At 70.9% G+C, this 16,416-nt stretch carries 11 protein-coding genes and 2 riboswitches; of the genes, 8 read left to right on the forward strand and 3 right to left on the reverse strand.

Features of this window, described 5'->3' with window-relative positions:
• The first annotated feature begins 119 nt into the window (after nucleotides 1-119).
• Nucleotides 120-216: riboswitch (glycine riboswitch) on the forward strand.
• 20 nt (nucleotides 217-236) lie between these two features.
• Nucleotides 237-345, forward strand: a riboswitch (glycine riboswitch).
• Nucleotides 346-372: 27 nt separating this feature from the next.
• From gcvT to AC1Q7O_RS04405, 4 genes are all read left to right on the forward strand, one after another.
• Nucleotides 373-1,485: a glycine cleavage system aminomethyltransferase GcvT gene (gcvT, locus tag AC1Q7O_RS04390; RefSeq protein WP_492662480.1), complete on the forward strand. Its 1,113-nt coding sequence runs from the start codon at nucleotides 373-375 to the stop codon at nucleotides 1,483-1,485.
• A 2-nt stretch (nucleotides 1,486-1,487) separates the two neighbouring features.
• On the forward strand, nucleotides 1,488-1,862 hold the full coding sequence (gene gcvH / locus AC1Q7O_RS04395) for a glycine cleavage system protein GcvH (RefSeq protein WP_394397564.1): 375 nt from the start codon (nucleotides 1,488-1,490) through the stop codon (nucleotides 1,860-1,862).
• Nucleotides 1,863-1,882: 20 nt separating this feature from the next.
• Nucleotides 1,883-4,771 carry an aminomethyl-transferring glycine dehydrogenase gene (gcvP, locus tag AC1Q7O_RS04400; RefSeq protein WP_492662479.1) on the forward strand — a complete coding sequence of 963 codons (2,889 nt, stop codon included), beginning with the start codon at nucleotides 1,883-1,885 and terminating at the stop codon, nucleotides 4,769-4,771.
• Nucleotides 4,772-4,888: 117 nt separating this feature from the next.
• Nucleotides 4,889-6,277, forward strand: a complete 1,389-nt coding sequence (locus tag AC1Q7O_RS04405) for an L-serine ammonia-lyase (RefSeq protein WP_492662478.1) — start codon at nucleotides 4,889-4,891, stop codon at nucleotides 6,275-6,277.
• A 238-nt stretch (nucleotides 6,278-6,515) separates the two neighbouring features.
• Here AC1Q7O_RS04405 and AC1Q7O_RS04410 read toward each other — a convergent pair whose 3' ends face one another.
• Entirely contained in the window at nucleotides 6,516-7,295 is a 780-nt protein-coding gene (locus AC1Q7O_RS04410; protein ID WP_492662477.1) for a substrate-binding periplasmic protein, read from the reverse strand.
• Nucleotides 7,296-7,385: 90 nt separating this feature from the next.
• Between AC1Q7O_RS04410 and AC1Q7O_RS04415 the strand changes: the two genes are divergently transcribed.
• Together AC1Q7O_RS04415 and AC1Q7O_RS04420 are read left to right on the forward strand one after the other, a co-directional pair.
• A complete protein-coding gene (locus AC1Q7O_RS04415) occupies nucleotides 7,386-8,177 on the forward strand; it encodes an NRDE family protein (RefSeq protein ID WP_492662476.1) in 792 nt (263 codons plus the stop codon).
• A gap of 68 nt (nucleotides 8,178-8,245) precedes the next feature.
• Nucleotides 8,246-9,721 carry a hypothetical protein gene (locus tag AC1Q7O_RS04420; protein WP_492662667.1) on the forward strand — a complete coding sequence of 492 codons (1,476 nt, stop codon included), beginning with the start codon at nucleotides 8,246-8,248 and terminating at the stop codon, nucleotides 9,719-9,721.
• Nucleotides 9,722-9,724: 3 nt separating this feature from the next.
• Here AC1Q7O_RS04420 and AC1Q7O_RS04425 read toward each other — a convergent pair whose 3' ends face one another.
• Nucleotides 9,725-10,741, reverse strand: a complete 1,017-nt coding sequence (locus tag AC1Q7O_RS04425) for a zinc-binding alcohol dehydrogenase family protein (RefSeq protein WP_492658389.1) — start codon at nucleotides 10,739-10,741, stop codon at nucleotides 9,725-9,727.
• A gap of 103 nt (nucleotides 10,742-10,844) precedes the next feature.
• On the opposite strand from AC1Q7O_RS04425, the gene AC1Q7O_RS04430 reads away from it, so the two are divergent.
• Both AC1Q7O_RS04430 and AC1Q7O_RS04435 read left to right on the forward strand, forming a co-directional pair.
• Nucleotides 10,845-11,777 (forward strand): LysR family transcriptional regulator, encoded by a 933-nt coding sequence (locus AC1Q7O_RS04430; protein ID WP_492658388.1) that lies wholly within the window; start codon nucleotides 10,845-10,847, stop codon nucleotides 11,775-11,777.
• 160 nt (nucleotides 11,778-11,937) lie between these two features.
• On the forward strand, nucleotides 11,938-14,913 hold the full coding sequence (locus tag AC1Q7O_RS04435; protein ID WP_492658387.1) for a TonB-dependent receptor: 2,976 nt from the start codon (nucleotides 11,938-11,940) through the stop codon (nucleotides 14,911-14,913).
• A 157-nt stretch (nucleotides 14,914-15,070) separates the two neighbouring features.
• Here the strand turns inward: AC1Q7O_RS04435 and AC1Q7O_RS04440 are convergent, their stop codons facing one another.
• Entirely contained in the window at nucleotides 15,071-16,375 is a 1,305-nt protein-coding gene (locus AC1Q7O_RS04440; RefSeq protein ID WP_492658386.1) for an oligogalacturonate lyase family protein, read from the reverse strand.
• Between the last annotated feature and the right edge of the window lie 41 nt (nucleotides 16,376-16,416).

Below are 16,416 nucleotides of genomic sequence, written 5' to 3' on the forward strand. Positions count from 1 at the left end.
GCTCGCCGTCACGGCCCTGGCACTGGGGTGCCTGGCGGTGTGGCAAGGGCTGATGTGGCTTTGGTGGCGGACCACGCAGCGGATCGTCCGCCGCGCCGCACCGAACTGACCCTAGAATGCCGGCTCTGTCAGGAGAGCGCCCCGGTGCAGTTGGGGGCCGCCGAAGGCGCAGGGTCCTCGATCCAAACGCTCAGGCAAAAGGACTGACAAAACGTCACCGGTGGCAGACACTGGCGGCGTTCCTCACTGGAGAGAGGCCGGCCCCCGAGCCGGTCCACCGAAGGGGCAAGCCCGTGGCGATTCGCCGGGGTCAATCTCTCAGGTACCCCGGACAGCGAGGACATCCAAACCCGAATTCCGTCGGAGCTCTTGATGTCCTCTTTGCTGAAAACGCCCCTCCACGCCCTGCACGTCGAACTCGGCGCCAAGATGGTGCCCTTCGCCGGCTACGACATGCCGGTGCAGTACCCCACCGGCGTGATGGCCGAGCACAAGCACACGCGCGCGGCCGCCGGCCTGTTCGACGTGTCGCACATGGGCCAGGTGCGCCTCGTGGGCGCCGACGCCGCGGCCGCGCTGGAAACACTGGTGCCCGTCGACATCATCGACCTCGGCGTCTTCAAGCAGCGCTACGCGCTGTTCACGAACGACCAGGGCGGCCTGCTGGACGACCTGATGGTCTGCAAGCGGCCCGACGACCTGTTCGTCGTCGTGAATGCCGGCTGCAAGGACCAGGACATCGCCCACATGCAAAAGCATCTGGCCGGTCGCTGCGAGGTCATCCCCGTGCCCGAGCGCGCGCTGCTGGCGCTGCAAGGCCCGCAAGCCGTCGACGTGTTGTCCCGCCTGAACCCCGACGTCGCCAAGCTGACCTTCATGACCGGCGGCTTCTTCGCGCTGGACGGCATTGACACCTTCCTGACCCGCTCCGGCTACACCGGCGAAGACGGCTACGAGATCTCCGTCCACGAGGATGACGCCGTGGCGCTGGCGCGCAAGCTGCTGGCCCATGCGGAGGTCAAGCCGATTGGTCTCGGCGCGCGCGATTCGTTGCGCCTGGAAGCCGGCCTGTGCCTGTACGGCCACGACATCAACGAGACGACCACGCCGGTCGAAGCGTCCATCACCTGGGCCATCCAGAAGGTGCGCCGCGTCGGTGGCGCCCGTGCCGGTGGCTACCCGGGCGCGGCCGTCATCGACGAGCAACTCGCCAACGGCGCTGCACGCAAGCGCGTGGGCCTGGTCGGCAAGGAACGCATGCCTGTGCGCGAGGGCGCCAGGATCGTGGCCGCCGACGGCACCGAGATCGGCGTCGTCACCAGCGGCACGCTGGGCCCCACGGTCAACCAGCCGGTCGCCCTCGCCTACCTGGCGAAGGAGCACACCGCCGTCGGCACCGAAGTCTTCGCCATCGTGCGCGACAAGCGCACGCCGATGGTGGTCTCTTCCACCCCCTTCACCCCCAACCGCTACTACAGAGGCTGAGCATGTCCATCAAATACACCCCCGACCACGAATGGCTGGAAGTCCACGGTGACGGCACCGCGACGGTCGGCATCACCGTGCACGCGCAGGATGCGCTGGGCGACGTGGTCTTCGTGGACCTGCCCGAAGTCGGCAAGACCTACGCCGAGAAGGAAGTCGCCGGCGTCGTCGAATCCGTCAAGGCCGCGGCCGACGTCTACATGCCCGTCGACGGCGAGATCACCGAGGTCAACGAAGCCCTGCGCGACGACCCGGCGCTGGCCAACTCCGACCCGCTGAAGGCTGGCTGGTTCTTCAAGGTCAAGCTGAGCAACCCCGCCCAGCTCGACGCGCTGATGGACTCGACCGCCTACGACGCCCTGCTGAAGACCCTGTAATTTCCTGCTGTAGACCCGCCATGCCGACGCCGCTCTCCATCCTCGAAGACGCCACCGAATTCCACGCCCGCCACATCGGGCCGGATGCCGTCGATGAATCCCTGATGTGTGCCGCCGTCGGCGTGGCCAGCCGCACCGCGCTGATCGACGCGGTCGTGCCCGCGGCCATCCGCCGCTCGCAAGGCATGAAGCTGCCTGCCCCCATCACCGAGGCGGGCGCGCTGGCCGAACTGAAGGCCATCGCCGGCAAGAACAAGGTCTACAAGAGTTTCATCGGCCAGGGCTACTACGGCGTGCACACGCCAGGCGTCATCCTGCGCAACATCCTCGAGAACCCCGCCTGGTACACGGCCTACACGCCCTACCAGGCCGAGATCTCGCAGGGCCGCATGGAAGCCATCCTGAACTTCCAGACGCTGGTGACCGACCTCACCGGCATGGACATCGCCAACGGCTCCATGCTGGACGAGGCCACATCGGCCGCCGAGGCGGTCACGCTGGCCAAGCGCTCGGTCAAGAGCAAGAGCAACACGCTGATCGTCGCCGGCGACGTGCACCCGCAGACCATCGAGGTCATCCAGACGCGCTGCAAGCCGCTGGGCCTCGACGTGCTGGTCGGCATGGCGCCCGCGCTGATGGCCGAGCACGACTACTTCGCCGTCGTCTGCCAATACCCCAGCACCACCGGCCTCATCCATGACCTGAAGGCCTTCACCGAGCAGGCCCACGCCAAGCAGGCCGCCTTCATCGTCTGTACCGACCTGCTGGCGCTGACGCTGCTGACCTCGCCCGGCGAGTTCGGCGCCGACATCGTCGTCGGCAACAGCCAGCGCTTCGGCATGCCCATGGGCGCCGGCGGCCCGCACGCGGCCTTCCTGGCCTGCAAGGACGCGTTCAAGCGCTCCATGCCCGGCCGCCTGGTCGGCGTGAGCAAGGACGCGCAGGGCCACACCGCCATGCGCCTGGCGCTGCAGACCCGCGAGCAGCACATCCGCCGCGAGAAGGCCACCTCCAACATCTGCACGGCGCAGGTGCTGCCGGCCGTCGTGGCCAGCATGTACGCCGTCTACCACGGCCCGCAAGGCCTGAAGCGCATCGCCGAGCGCGTGGCCAGCTACACGGCCATCCTGCATGCCGGCCTGACCCGCATGGGCGTCAAGGTCGTCACGCCGCACGTGTTCGACACGCTGCTGGTCGAGTGCGATGTCGCCACCGTGATGGCCAAGGCCGTCGCGGCCCAGGCCAATCTGCGCAAGCTGAGCGACCAGCATGTCGGCATCGCGCTGGACGAGACGACGTCGCGCGCCGACATCGAAGCGATCTGGGGCTGGTTCGCGCCCGCTGGCGCCACCGTGCCGACGGTGGCCGAGTTCGCGGCCGGCGTCGAGAGCCTGATCCCGTCGCAGCTGCGCCGCACCAGCGCCTTCCTGACGCACCCGGTCTTCAACACGCACCACAGCGAAACCGAGATGCTGCGCTACATCCGCAGCCTGTCGGACAAGGACCTGGCGCTGGACCGCAGCATGATCCCGCTGGGCTCGTGCACGATGAAGCTCAACGCCACGGCCGAGATGATCCCGATCACCTGGCCCGAGTTCGCCAACCTGCACCCGTTCGCGCCGCAGGACCAGCTGGCCGGCTACACCGAGCTGGACACGCTGCTGCAGCAGTGGCTGACCGAGTGCACCGGCTACGCCGGCATCAGCCTGCAGCCCAACGCCGGTTCGCAGGGCGAGTACGCCGGCCTGCTGGCCATCAAGGCCTGGCACGAGTCGCGCGGCGACCACCAGCGCACGGTCTGCCTGATCCCCGAGTCGGCCCACGGCACCAACCCCGCGTCGGCGCAGATGTGCGGCATGTCGGTCGTCGTCACCAAGTGCGACAAGGAAGGCAACATCGACCTGGCCGACCTGAAGGCCAAGTGCGAGCAGCACGCCGACAAGCTGGCCGCCATCATGATCACCTACCCCTCCACGTACGGCGTGTTCGACACGCACGTGAAGGAGATCTGCTCGATGGTGAAGGCGCATGGCGGCCGTGTCTACGTGGACGGCGCCAACATGAACGCGCTGGTCGGCGTGGCCGCGCCTGGCGAGTTCGGCGGTGACGTCAGCCACCTGAACCTGCACAAGACCTTCTGCATCCCGCACGGCGGTGGCGGCCCCGGCGTCGGCCCCGTCTGCGTGGTGGAAGACCTCGTGCCCTTCCTGCCGGCGCACCGCACCGCGGGCCTTGGCAAGGCGACCAACATCGGCGCCGTGTCCGCCGCCCCGCTGGGCAACGCGGCCGTGCTGCCGATCTCGTGGATGTACATCCGCATGATGGGCGCCGACGGCCTGAAGAAGGCGACCGAAGTGGCCATCCTGTCGGCCAACTACGTGGCCGCGCGTCTGAGCGACCACTACGACATCCACTTCTCCGGTGGCATCGACGGCGTGAAGGGTGGCGGCGTGGCCCACGAGTGCATCCTGGACCTGCGCCCGCTGAAGGACAGCTCCGGCGTCAGCGCCGAGGACGTCGCAAAGCGCCTCATCGACTACGGCTTCCACGCGCCGACGCTGAGCTTCCCCGTCGCCGGCACGCTGATGGTCGAGCCGACCGAGAGCGAATCGCGCGCCGAGCTGGACCGCTTCATCGACGCGATGATCCAGATCCGCCACGAGATCGCCGACGTCGAGGCCGGCAAGGTCAGCCGCGAGGACAACCCGCTCGTCAACGCGCCGCACACGGCCATGGTCGTCAGCGCCAGCGAGTGGGCGCACGGCTACAGCCGCGAGGTGGCCGCCTTCCCGCTGCCGAGCCTGCGCCGCCAGAAGTACTGGTCCCCGGTGGGCCGCGTGGACAACGTCTATGGCGACCGCAACCTGTTCTGCTCCTGCGTGCCGCTCAGCGAGTACGAGGACGCCTGATCATCACCAGGCCCCCTGAGATGGGGGCGAGCCCCGGGTGCCGGCAAACCCGGCGCAGGGGCTCCGCTGGATGAGCTGGGGCGGCCACAAGCCGCCCCCTAACCAATCGAGGCATCCATGGCCGTTTCCGTTTTCGACCTCTTCAAGATCGGCATCGGCCCGAGCAGCTCGCACACCGTCGGGCCCATGCGCGCCGCGCGGCTGTTCGGACTGCGGCTGCAGCACGACGGCCTGCTGGACCAGGTGGCCCGCGTGCAGGTCATCCTGTACGGGTCACTGGGTGCTACCGGCAAGGGCCACGGCAGCGACAAGGCCGTGCTGCTGGGCTTGGCCGGGCATGAGCCGGACACGGTGGACGTAGAGGCCATTCCCGCGCTGCTGGACGGCATCCGCGCCGGCGACCTGAACCTCGTCGGCCAGCACCGCGTCACGTTCGACGAGGCCAAGGATCTCGTCTTCAAGCGCCGCGAGAGCCTGCCCTTCCACGCCAACGGCATGCGCTGCCTGGCCTTCGACGCCGAAGGCGCCGAACTCGCCAATCGCGTGTACTACTCGGTCGGCGGCGGCTTCATCGTCAGCGACGAAGTGGCAGCGGACGGCAGCAAACAGAAGGTCATCGCGCCGGACGTGACCGTGCTGCCCTACCCGTTCAAGACCGGCGACGAGCTGCTGGCGCTGACGAAGCAGTACGGCCTGTCCATCGCCGAGGTCATGCGCCGCAACGAGGGCCACTGGCGGCCCGATGCCGAGACACGCGCCGGCCTGCTGAAGATCTGGGGCGTCATGCAGGCCTGCGTGCAGCGCGGCTGCAGGACCGAGGGCATCCTGCCCGGCGGCTTCAAGGTCAAGCGCCGTGCGCCCAGCCTCTTCAACAGCCTGATCTCCAACCCCGAACAGGCGCTGCGCGACCCGCTGCAGGTCATGGACTGGGTGAACCTCTACGCGCTGGCCGTCAACGAGGAGAACGCCGCCGGCGGCCGCGTCGTGACGGCACCCACCAATGGTGCGGCCGGCATCGTGCCCGCGGTGTTGCACTACTACGCCCGCTTCGTGCACGGCGCGACGGAGGACGGCGTCATCGACTTCCTGCTCACCGCCGCCGCCATCGGCATCCTCTACAAGGAAAACGCGTCCATCAGCGGCGCCGAGGTGGGCTGCCAGGGCGAAGTGGGCGTGGCCTGCTCGATGGCCGCCGGCGCGCTGTGCGCCGTCATGGGCGGCACGCCGGAGCAGGTGGAGAACGCCGCCGAGATCGGCATGGAGCACCACCTGGGCCTGACTTGCGACCCCGTCGGCGGCCTGGTGCAGATCCCCTGCATCGAGCGCAACGCGATCGCGTCGGTCAAGGCCATCAACGCGGCGCGCATGGCGCTGCGCGGCGATGGCACGCACTTCGTCAGCCTCGACAAGGTCATCAAGACCATGCGCGACACCGGCGCCGACATGATGACCAAGTACAAGGAAACCGCCCGCGGCGGTCTCGCCGTCAACATCGTCGAGTGCTAGAGCAGCCCCTCGCTCAGTTGCACGCCGCTGAACGCGGGTGCATCTGATCGGTCCCCCGAGGGGACGGCGATGCAGGCGGCATTGACCCGCCTGCACATCGCCCAAGCGGGCCGGCTCGGTGAGGTGGAGTCGGACACAAGCAGTCCCTGCGGACTGCTTGTGCCTACGGAACGCCATGGGCCTCTGGCCCATGGCAGGCCCAGCGCTCGGCCCGAATACCGACTACCAGCACGCCGGATCAGCGCGGTGGGATATCTTGGGGCAGCCAGCGCCTGTAGATCGCCTGGAAGCTGCCATCCCGCTTCATCGCGTCGATCTCGCGCTGCCAGGCCGCCACGACACGCCTGGGGGTGCCCGGCGAGAAGGCGATGTAGCCGTCGCTACTGGCGAAGGTGTAAACCTCGGCCAGCGCGCTGGGCTCGATGCCGGCCGCCTGCAGCGTGCCGGGCATGCTGATGCGCTCCGACGCGAACAGCGCCGAGCGACCGGCAAGCAGCATGCGCAAGCCCTGCACGGGGCCACTGACGTAGCGCAGGTTGCGAAACCCCGCGGACTCGAGCTGCTGGGCCGTGTACCAGTCCCGCACGACCAGCACGGCCTCGGCCTGGCGGGCATCGTCGAAGCGCCGCAGCCGGTCCGTGCCGGCGCGCGCGTAGAGGCTGCTGTAGAAGGTGACGATGGGCCCGACCCACTGGAACAGCTTCTCCCGCTCCGGAATGCGCGCGGCCGAGAACAAGGCCACCGGCTCGCGGCCCTGCGCATCGCGATAGGCACGCGCCCAGGGCAGGAATTCGATGGGCATCACCTGGCCCAGGCGCTGCATCACCTGCTGCACGATCTCCACCGCCAGCCCGCTCGGCTGCCCCGCTTCGGTGAAGTTGATGGGCGGGAACTCCTCGCTCAGCAGCCGCAACCGTGCCGCGGCGGCGGGCGGCGGCGCGCTGGCGGGCGTGCTTGTCGCAGCCAGGCCGTCCCAGGTCCAGGCGAGCCCCAACAGTCCCAACTGGCGTCGCTGCACCGTGTTCTCCAGGGTTGCTGCCGCGATGATAGGCGGCCACCCGCGCCGCCTGTGATGGCCGTTGCCTCCCGACAGACCCTAGCCCCACCCATGTGCCTCGCCGCCTTTGCGCTGAACGCCCACCCGCGCTTCCCGCTCGTCATCGCCGCCAACCGCGACGAGTTCTTCGCCCGGGCCGCCGCGCCAATGGCGTGGTGGCCTGACCAGCCCCACCTCCTCGCCGGCCGCGACCTCAGCGCGGGCGGCACCTGGTTCGGCCTCACGCGCGCCGGCCGGCTGGCGCTGCTGACCAACGTGCGCGAGCCGGGCCGACAGAACCCCGCCGCCCCATCGCGCGGCGCGCTGGTGGTGGACTGGCTGAACGCCGCCGACGACGCACCCGCGTTCGCACAGCGGCTGGCGGGCGGCTACAACGGCTTCAACCTCGTCACGGGCGACCTGGCCCGCCGCGAGTGGCACTGGCTCAGCAACCGCGCGCCCGCGCCCGTCGCGCTGGGCGACGGCCTGCATGCGCTGTCCAACGCGGCGCTGGACACCCCCTGGCCCAAGACCACCGGGCTGCGCGCGGCCCTGGCCGACGCGCTGGCGCACGCCAGCGGCGTGGACGACCTCACCGAGCGCCTGCTCGCCGCGCTGGCCGACCCCACGCCCGCGGCCGATGCCGACCTGCCCGACACCGGCGTGGGCCTGGCCCGCGAGCGGCTGCTGTCGCCGCGCTTCATCCGCATCGCCGAGCCCGGCGCGCCGGCCGTCTACGGCACCCGCTGCGCCACGGTGCTGGTGCGCGAGGCGGACGGCGCCACGCACATCGTCGAGCGCAGCTACACGGCCGACGGCGCCGCGCTGCCGCCCGTGCGCCACACCCTGCCCCGCTGGCCCTGAATGCCGGCGCGCATCGGCGTTGCCCCTCACTCCGGACCGTCACCGGCCTGGCACACAATGCGGCGGCCGTGACCGCCGTTGCCCGCCGCCGCCCGCCGCCCGATGCCCGCCAGATGCAGCGCTGCCTGCTGCTGGCCCTGCTGCTGCACGTGTGGCTGGTGCTGATGTTCGGCAACGCCACCGGTACCGCCGCGCCGGGCCAGGGCGTGTGGGGCAGCCTGACGGTGAAACTGCTGGGGCGCAGCGGCGGTGACGCCGACGCGCCGCCGGCCGACACCGCCACCGGCAGCCCCGAGGCCGGCCCGGCGCCCGCCGAGGCCGGCGCGCGCGCGCTGGGCCGCACCCGCCCGCAACCCGTGCCGCCCGATGCCGCGCGCACGGACGACACCGCCGACGCGCCGCCCAGCACCGCGACGCTGAATCTGCCCGACGGCTTTCGCCCCGTCGAGCGGCAGGACCTGGGCACGCCGCCGCCCGCCGCGCCGCTGCAACTGCCCGCGCCCGAGCTGCCGTCGGCCACGCTGAACCGGCTGGAGACCCGCCCCGATGCCGCCGTGACGCCGCTGTCGCCCGCCGCCAGCCTGCGCACGCCCGCCCGGCCGGCGCAGCTGCCCGCGCAGTCTGCCGACCTGCCCGCGCCGGTGAACCGGTTGGACGCGGCCCCCGCGGCGCCGGCCACGGCCACGCTGCCCCGCCCCGCCGAACTGCGAGCCGCCCCGGCCACCGCCGCCGCCGTCCCCAGCGCCGACCTTCCACGCCCTATCACACGGCTGGAAGCCCCGGCCGCCGCGGCCACCACGGCGGCGCTGCCGCGCCCGGCCGAGCTGCGCAGCGCCCCCACCGCCACGCCCGCACTGGCACCAGCCACGCCGCTGCCCGCGCCCGTGCAGCGACTGGAAGCGGCCACCGCCGACGGCGCCGCCGTGGCGCCCCTGGCCCGCTCCAGCGACCTGCGCCCGCCCGGCGCGGCAGCGGCCGCGACCGCCGCTGCGTTGCAAGGCGCGCAGGACCTGCCGGCCCCGGTGCGCCGGCTGGAATCGGCGGACGCCGCCGGCGGCGTGGCACCGCTGGCCGCCGCGCCCAACGCGCGCGCGGCCGTGCCGGCAGCGGGGACTACCAGCCTGTCAGAACTGGCTGGCAACCTGCCGGGCCAGGTCAGCGCGCCGGCCGGCCCCGCGCGCGGCGACCCGAACGCCAGCCCCTTCGCCGCGCCCAAGGCGGCCGCCGGTTCGCCGGACGCCGGCCCGCGCCTCGGGCCCGACGTGCCCGCCCCGCCAGCAACGCCACCCTCGCCCACGGCTGCCGCCAGCGCGCCGCGGGCACCGCTGAACCTGGCGCTGCCGCGCGGCGACATGACGGCCCGCCGCGGCAGCACCGGCCTCATCGACCTGATCCCGCCGCCGCCCGAGCGCAAGTCCAAGCTGGAGCAGTCGGTGGAAGACGCCGTCAACAAGGACTGCCGCAAGGCCTACAGCGGCGCCGGCCTGCTGGCCGTCGTGCCGCTGGCCATCGACGCGGCGCGCGGCAAGGGCTGCAAGTGGTGAGCCTCAGAACCCACCGCTGAGCACCACCTTGCCGCGCATGCGGCCCGACTCGACCAGCGCATGCGCCTGCCGCAGGTTGGCCGCATTGATGGGGCTCAGCTGCTCGCTGACCGTCGTGCGCAGCCGGCCGGCGTCCACCAGCGCCGCCACGCGGGCCAGCAGCCGGCCCTGCTCGGCCAGGTCGGGCGTGCCGAACATGGGCCGCGTGAACATCATTTCCCAGTGCAGCGACAGCGCCTTGCGCTTGAGCGCCATCACGTCGACGGGGCCGGCGAGGTCATCGATGAGCGCGATGCGGCCCTGCGGCGCGGCGGCGTCGATGAGCGCGTCCCAGTGCTGCTCCGTGTGCGTCAGGCTGGCCACCAACTGCACCTCAGGCACGCCGGCTGCTACCAGCTGCGGGCGCAGCGGCTGGCTGTGGTCGATGACGGCGTGCGCGCCGAGGTCCGCCACCCAGGCCCGCGTCTCGGGCCGGCTGGCCGTGCCGACGACGCGCAGCTGCGTCAGCTGCCGCGCCAGCTGCACGAGGATGGAGCCGACGCCGCCGGCGGCGCCGGTGACCAGCAGCGTCTGCCCCGCGCCGCCGCCCTCCGGCACGCCCAGGCGGTCGAACAGCAGCTCCCACGCGGTGATGGCGGTCAGCGGCAGCGCGGCGGCTTCGGCGTCGGTCAGGCGCTGCGGGGCGTGCGCGGCGATGCGGTGGTCCACCACCTGCAGCTCGGCGTTCGAACCGGGCCGGTTGATGGCGCCGGCGTAGTAGACGCGGTCGCCGACGGCAAAGCCCTGCACGGCGTCGCCCAGCGCCTGCACGGTGCCGACGGCGTCCCAGCCCAGCACCTCGGGCTGGCCCGGCTGCGGCGCGCGGTGCTGGCGCACCTTGGTGTCGACCGGGTTCACCGACACCGCGGCCACGCGCACCAGCAGGTCCTGCGGGCCGGGTTGCGGTTCGGGCAGTTGCAGGTCCACCAGCGACTCGGGGTGGGCGATGGGCAGGGACTGGAGATAACCGATGGCTTTCATGGCGGGCCTTTCAGGCAGGAGATGTGATGACCGTCATGGTGTCGACCGGCATTGCTTTCAAAAAGCCTAGGATCGGCAAATCAGTTTCACCATAAAGATGAAGATGGACCGTCTCGCACCGCTGCAACTGTTCGTCGCCGCCGCCGAGGCGGGCAGCTTCTCGGCCGCCGCGCGGCGGCTGGACCTGGGCCCCGTGCAGGCCAGCGCCACCGTCGCGCGGCTGGAGCGCGAGCTGGGCGTGCGGCTGTTCGAGCGCTCCACGCGCCGGCTGCGGCTGACCGAGGCCGGCGAGCAGTGGCTGCCGCACGCGCGCCTGCTGCTGGCGGCCTGGGAGGACGGCCAGGCCGCGCTACGCGACGCCGCGGGCGACGCACAGCCGCTGAGCGGCCGGCTGCGCATCAGCCTGCCCAGCGACGTGGGCCGCCAGCACCTGTGGCGCTGGATCGAGGACTTCATCGCCACCGAGCCGGGCCCGGGCGTGCAGCTGGAGCTGCGGCTGAGCGACCGCATCGCCGACCTCGTGCAGGACCCGGTGGACTACGCCGTGCGCTACGGCACGCCGCCGGACTCCGGCCTCGTCGCGCTGCCGGTGGCGCCCGCCAACCGCCGCGTGCTGTGCGCCAGCCCCGCCTACCTCGCCCGCCACGGTGCGCCGCAGACGCCGGCCGACCTGCGCGGGCACGACTGCCTGCGCTGGGGCCTGGGTGACGGCGTGCACGGCCGCTGGCGCTTCACGTCGCCCGACGGCGAGGCGGTGAGCGTCGAGGTTGCCGGCAGCCGCATCGCCGACGACGGCGGGCTGGTGCGCGACTGGGCGCTGCGCGGCCTGGGCCTGGCCTACAAGAGCCAGCTGGACATGGCCGAGGACCTGGCGGCGGGCCGCCTGGTGGCGCTGCTGCCGGGCTGGCTGGGCGAACCCGCGCCGCTGCACTGGATGGCCGTGGGCCGGCACCGCATGACGCCCGCGCTGCGGCGCCTGGCCACGTCGCTGCGCGAGCGCTGCGACGCGCTGCTAGCAACGCTGGCCGCCGGCTGAAAACCCCCTAGTCGCCAAACCGCGACAACTCGCGGGAAATCCCGCAGCCCGGCTGAGCAAGCCGGTGAGCGTTTGGCCGCCGGCCGTGCGCCGCCTCAGTTGTACGACGACCATGACCCTGCCTCGCCCGAGAGGACACATAACGGAGACAGGAGTCGTGATGAGCAAGTTCAATGGAGAGAAGAAGACCCGCAGCCCCCGGCGCCTCAGCGCCGTGGCGCTGGCCATGGGCGCGCTGGCCGGCAGCGGCCACGCACAGGAAGACCCCAACGCCAAGCTGGACGCCGTCGTCGTGACGGGCTTCCGTGCCAGCCTGAACAACGCGCTGAACCTGAAGAAGAACGCCGACGGCATCGTCGACGTCATCAAGGCCGAAGACGTCTCGAAGTTCCCCGATGCCAACCTGGCCGAGTCGCTGCAGCGCGTGCCGGGCGTGTCGCTGGCGCGCGGCGACGGCGGCGAAGGCAAGCAGATCACCGTGCGCGGCCTGAACGCCGGCTTCACGCGCGTGCGCATCAACGGCATCGAGGCGATCTCGGCCACCGGCGCGTCCGACATCAACGGCAGCACCAACCGCAGCCGCGCGTTCGACTTCTCGGTGTTCGCCGCCGAGCTGTTCAACAGCCTGGAGGTGCGCAAGACCTCGCAGGCCGACGTGGAGGAAGGATCGCTCGGCGCCACGGTGGACCTGCGCGGCGCGCGGCCGTTCGACTTCAAGGACGCGCAGACGCTGACCTTCGGCGCGCAGCAGAGCTACAACACGCTGGCCCGCCACCCAGCGCCGCGCGTGACGGGGCTGTTCACGACGCGCGCGCAGACCGACATCGGCAAGGTGGGCGTGCTCGTCTCCGGCGCCTACTCCAGGCGCAACGCCACCGAGGAAGGCTACGAGGCGGTGGAGATGCTGAGCGCCAACGCCGACGGCGGCTTTTGCTCGCCGCTGGGCGCCACGCCGCAGAGCCCCGCCAACGACGCCGTGCGCGGTGTGACGGCCGCCAACTGCGGCAACAACCTGCCGCGCACGTCCAGCACCACGGCCTACAACGACGTGTTCGGCCGCACCGACAACTACGGCGGCACGGTGGCCACGCCGGCCGCCGGCAGCGGCGCCTTCCACCCGCGCATCCCGCGCTACCGCCGCTCGGTGGCCGAGTACGAACGCCTGGGCATGACGGCCGCGCTGCAGTGGAAGCCGTCCGACGCCACTGAGGTCAACCTCGACCTGCTGGGCGGCAAGTTCAACAACAACCGCTACGACAACTACATCTCGGCCATCTCCTTCGGCCGCACGCTGGCCGCGGCCAACGGCAAGCCGCAGACGTCCATCGTCGAGACGTCCTTCAACAGCAACGGCAGCTGGGAGTACGGCAAGTTCAACGGCGTGGACGTGCGCTCCGAAGGCCTGCTGGACGTCAACAACACCACCTTCCGCCAGCACGTGCTGACCGCCACGCACAAGCTGACCAACGACATCAAGCTGGAGGCCATGACCGGCATCTCCGCCAGCCGGCTGAACTCGCCGATGCGCGCGACGGTGCAGTTCGACGCCCCCAACGTCAGCGGCTTCTCGTTCGACTTCCGCAACAACCGCAATGTGCCGGCGCTGAACTTCGGCATCGACGTGGCGAACCCGGCCAGCTTCACGTTCGGCCCCACCGACGCCGACGGCACCGTGCACGGCCAGTTCGTCGGCCGCCGCCTGAACACCGGCAACACGCTGAAGACCAACGCGCTCGCCGCCAGCTGGGAGCTCGACGACCACTGGACGCTGAAGGGCGGCCTCTCGGCGCGCAACAACAGCTGGGACAACTTCGAAATCAGCTCCGGCGCCGCCAACGGCCTGGCCAACCCGGCCGGCTTCACGATGGCCAGCGTGTCGCGCACGATCTCCAACTTCGGCAAGGGGCTGGAGGGCTCGGGCTACCCGACGCAATGGGCCGCCGTGGACCTGGACAAGTTCCGCCAGGTCTGGGACATCGAGTGCAACTGCGCCGCCGTGCCGGGCTCGCAGCTCGTCACGCTGAACCAGTCCAACCGCACCGTCACCGAGAAGATCAACGCCGCCTACGTGTCGGCCGACTTCAACTACGAGCTGGGCGGCATCACCTGGCGCGGCAACGCCGGCCTGCGCGCGGCCGACACCAAGGCCACCGCGTCGGCGCTGGTCAACGCGGGCGGCGTGCTGACGCCGGTCACGTTCGACAAGACCTACCGCGACTATCTGCCGTCGTTCAACCTGACCGCGCAGCTGCCGCAGAACGTGTTCGTGCGCTTCTCGGCCAGCAAGACGCTGTCGCGCCCCGAGTACGTGGACCTGGCGCCGTCGGCCTCCGTCAACACCAACGCGCAGACCGTCAGCATCGGCAACCCGCAGCTGGACCCGATCCGCGCCAAGACCTACGACCTGCAGGCCGAGTGGTACTTCGCGAAGAACTCGCTGCTGTCGCTGGGCGTGTTCCACAAGAAGATCGAGACCTACATCCAGCGCATCAGCGAACGCGTGCCCTACAACACGCTGGGCCTGCCCGACACGCTGCTGACCGGCGGCGGCACCTGCTCCATCACCGGCGGCACGCCGGCCTGCCCGACGCTGCCGTCCTCGGTCGTCACCGTCAGCCGCGCGGCCAACACGCCGGGCGGCCCGCTGACGGGCTACGAGATCAACCTGCAGGCGCCGTTCAGCTTCCTGCCGGGCGTGTGGAGCAACTTCGGCCTGCTGGCGAACATCACGCACGTGAAGTCCACCATCAACTACATCACCCGCACGGCCACGCCGACGCTGCCGCAGCTGTCGATGAACGCCAACCTGGTGGGCATGTCGCCTGACGCGCGCAACCTGACGCTGTACTACGAGGACAGCCAGTTCAGCGCCCGCGTGTCGGCGGCGTACCGCTCCAAGTACTTGTTCAACGTGCTGGGCGACGTGAACGGCCACGACGTCACCTTCGTCAACGCGTCCACCAACATCGACTTCTCGGCGTCGTACAACGTGACGCCGAAGCTGAAGGTCACGTTCGAGGCAGCCAACCTGACCGACCAGCCGCTGCGCTACGGCCGCGACTCGCAGCGGGATGACACGCTGCTGTATGCGCACTTCGGGCGGACGTTTGCGTTGGGCATGTCGTATAAGTTTTAGCCCCTCGCCTGGTCTCGCCGCGCTGAACGCGGGCGAGCCCAGTCGGTCCCCCGAGGGGACGGCGATGCGTGCGGCGTTGAGCCGCACGCACATCGCCCTGGCGGGCCGGCTTGGGGCGGCCCGGCGCTCGGCCTGAAGACGGAAGATTGCGCCGCGCTTAGCGGGGCGGCAGCTCCGCCGCGTAGATCACGGGCTTGCCTTCAATGTTTGCGCGGTACACCAGCCACTTGCCGTCGGGCGTGAAGTGCTGGTTGGGCTCCAGCGTGTAGTCGTGCCGGGACAAGTCCGCCACGCGGATGCTCTCCAGCCTGCCCGGCGTGATGAGGCCGGGCACCGGCTTCTCGCGCAGCACGGGCTTGAGCAGGCTGATCCACTTGCCGGCGTTGCCGCCATCGCCCGAAAACATCTGGCCGTCGGGCGACTGCATGAAGTGGTAGGACGCCTGGTCGCGCGCGACCTCGTAACGCCATTGCTCGCCGGTGGTCAGGTTGCGGCCGGTCAGCCAGGTCACACCGCCGCGCGGGGTCTGCAGGTCGTACCAGACGGTCTGGCCGTCGCGCCCCCAGAACTCATGGCCGGCGATCTCGCCTGCCATCGTGCGGGTGTGCACCTTGGTCAGCTGCGAGCCGTCGGTGCGGATGGTCCAGATGCGGTCCACCTCGTGCCACGGGCCTTCGTGGCAGAACATCAGCAGCTGCGGATCGGTGGGCGAGAACTTCAGGTGGTTCAGCCAGTCGGTCGCGCGGTGGATGGTCTTGCGCTCGCCGGTGGCGATGGCCACGCTGTACATCTCCATCGGCACGCGCGAGGCCAGCCGCTCGGCCATCCACTTGCCCTTGGCGGCGGCGAAGGACAGCGGCTTGCCGTCTGGCCCCGTGCCCGCGTAGTGGGGCGATCCGGTCACCGGGTCGCGCTTGCCCTGCGCGGCGATGTGCGGCGGCGCCGGCGCCGTCTCCCACACGCCGGCCAGCAGCGTCTCGTCGGCATTGATGGCCATCACGCGGCCGCCAGGCACGTCGGCGATGCGGCGGGTCTTGCCCGTGTCCAGGTCCACCGACCACACCGTCGACGGCCCGCCCTCCTCCACCGCCGCGTCGCGCGTCGTGTAGTAGGCGCTGCGCGTCTTCGGGCCGGCAAACAGCAGCCGGTCCACGCCGGCCTTCAGCACCAGCCGCGTCTGCCAGGTGCGGGTGTCGGCGACGCGGATGCCCTCGGGGGTGAGGTAGATCATCAGGTCGCCCTGAGGCGTGAACGGGTTGTAGTTGAAGTAGAGCGCGTAGTTGCCGGGGCGGTCGTCGACGCGCACGATGAGCCGCCCGGTGGTGGCGTCTCGCCAGCGGGCGGGCAGGGCGTCGTTGGCCAGCGCGGCACCGGGCAGCGCGGCGAGGAGCGGGACGGCGGACAGCGCCTTCAGCGCCGAACGGCGGCGCGCGGATGTGCCAGACAGGGCCGGTCTCTGCATGATGGGGATGGCGCCGGCACCGCGGCCGGCAGGGTCGTCGG

Source organism: Roseateles sp. GW823-FHT07B05, assembly GCF_058794515.1.

Excerpts from the sequence above, each read along its gene's own strand:
- AC1Q7O_RS04425 (WP_492658389.1), bottom strand. The coding sequence starts at position 10,741 with ATGAAAGCCATCGGTTATCTCCAGTCCCTGCCCATCGCCCACCCCGAG.
- AC1Q7O_RS04435 (WP_492658387.1), top strand. The coding sequence starts at position 11,938 with ATGAGCAAGTTCAATGGAGAGAAGAAGACCCGCAGCCCCCGGCGCCTC.
- gcvP (WP_492662479.1), top strand. The coding sequence starts at position 1,883 with ATGCCGACGCCGCTCTCCATCCTCGAAGACGCCACCGAATTCCACGCC.
- gcvH (WP_394397564.1), top strand. The coding sequence starts at position 1,488 with ATGTCCATCAAATACACCCCCGACCACGAATGGCTGGAAGTCCACGGT.
- AC1Q7O_RS04405 (WP_492662478.1), top strand. The coding sequence starts at position 4,889 with ATGGCCGTTTCCGTTTTCGACCTCTTCAAGATCGGCATCGGCCCGAGC.
- gcvT (WP_492662480.1), top strand. The coding sequence starts at position 373 with ATGTCCTCTTTGCTGAAAACGCCCCTCCACGCCCTGCACGTCGAACTC.
- AC1Q7O_RS04415 (WP_492662476.1), top strand. The coding sequence starts at position 7,386 with ATGTGCCTCGCCGCCTTTGCGCTGAACGCCCACCCGCGCTTCCCGCTC.
- AC1Q7O_RS04430 (WP_492658388.1), top strand. The coding sequence starts at position 10,845 with ATGGACCGTCTCGCACCGCTGCAACTGTTCGTCGCCGCCGCCGAGGCG.
- AC1Q7O_RS04440 (WP_492658386.1), bottom strand. The coding sequence starts at position 16,375 with ATGCAGAGACCGGCCCTGTCTGGCACATCCGCGCGCCGCCGTTCGGCG.